Annotated in this window: 1 protein-coding gene; it reads left to right on the top strand. The window is 69.0% G+C overall.

Annotated features, from left to right (window positions below):
* The first annotated feature begins 103 nt into the window (after positions 1-103).
* Positions 104-1,225: an IS630 family transposase gene (locus GWK61_RS54645; protein WP_194922300.1), complete on the top strand. Its 1,122-nt coding sequence runs from the start codon at positions 104-106 to the stop codon at positions 1,223-1,225.
* The last annotated feature ends 41 nt before the right edge of the window (positions 1,226-1,266 follow it).

Consider the following 1,266-nt stretch of genomic DNA (forward strand, 5'->3'; position numbering starts at 1 on the left):
CGCTAGTGCGGTGACCGGTCACGTTCGCCGGGTGGTGTGACAGTGCGGGTCGCAGGCCTCATCTTTGGTAGTAGCGGGATCGCTACTGAAGGTGGGGCCTGCGATGGCAGAACCGGTTCGGGCACGACGGCTGACCGATGAGGAAGGCCAGCGGCTACTGCGGCTGGTCAGACGCGGCAGGAGCGATACGGTCCGGTACCGCCGGGCGTTGATCATCATGGCGTCGGCGTCGGGGACCCCGGCGCCGGCGATCGCCCGGCTGGTCGCCGCGGACGAGGACACGGTCCGGGATGTGATCCATGCCTTCAACGCCAAAGGCCTGGCCGCGCTGGACCCTCAGTGGGCGGGAGGCCGTCCCCGCCGGATCACTGACGACGACATCGCGTACATCGTCCAGGCGGCCAAGACCCGCCCGGAGAAGCTGGGGCGGCCCTTCACCTGCTGGAGCCTGCGCAAGCTGGTGGCCTACCTGGCCGACAACCCGGTCCGGACAGTGGCCATCGGCCGGGAGCGGCTGCGGACGCTGCTGCGCGAACACCAAATCACCTTCCAGCGCACCCGCACCTGGAAGGAATCGGCGGACCCGGACAAGGACGCCAAGCTGGACCGGATCGAGCAGGTCACCACCGAGCACTTCGACCGCTGCTTCGCCTTCGACCAGTTCGGACCGTTGTCGATCCGGCCCACCGGCGGCACCTGCTGGGCCCCGCAGGCCCACCCGGACCGGCTGCCGGCGACCTACCACCGCACCGAAGGCGTCCGCTACTTCCACGGCTGCTACTCCCTGAGCGAGGACCTGCTGTGGGGCGTGAACCGCCGCCGCAAGGGCGGCGACCACTCCCTGGCCGCGATCAAGTCGATCCGGGCCGCCCGCCCCGACGACCGGCCGATCTACCTCATCATGGACAACCTGTCGGCGAACAAGACCCCGAAGATCCGCACCTGGTGCGCCAAACACCACGTCGAGCTGTGTCTGACCCCGACCAGCGCGTCCTGGGCGAATCCGATCGAAGCCCAGTTCGGACCGCTGCGGACCTTCACCATGGGCAACTCCAACCACCCCAACCACACCGTGCTGGCCCGCCGCCTCCAGGCCTACCTGCGCTGGCGCAATGCCAACCACCGCCACCCCGACGTCCTGGCCGCTACCCGCCGCGAACGCGCCCGCATCCGCAGCGAGAAAGGCATCCGCTGGGGCGGACGCCCACTCACCACCGCAGCATGACAACACCCCTACCGGCAAACATGACCGGTCACCGCACTAGC

Origin of the sequence: Catenulispora rubra, assembly GCF_015356825.1 — a bacterium.
Lineage (GTDB): Bacteria > Actinomycetota > Actinomycetes > Streptomycetales > Catenulisporaceae > Catenulispora > Catenulispora rubra.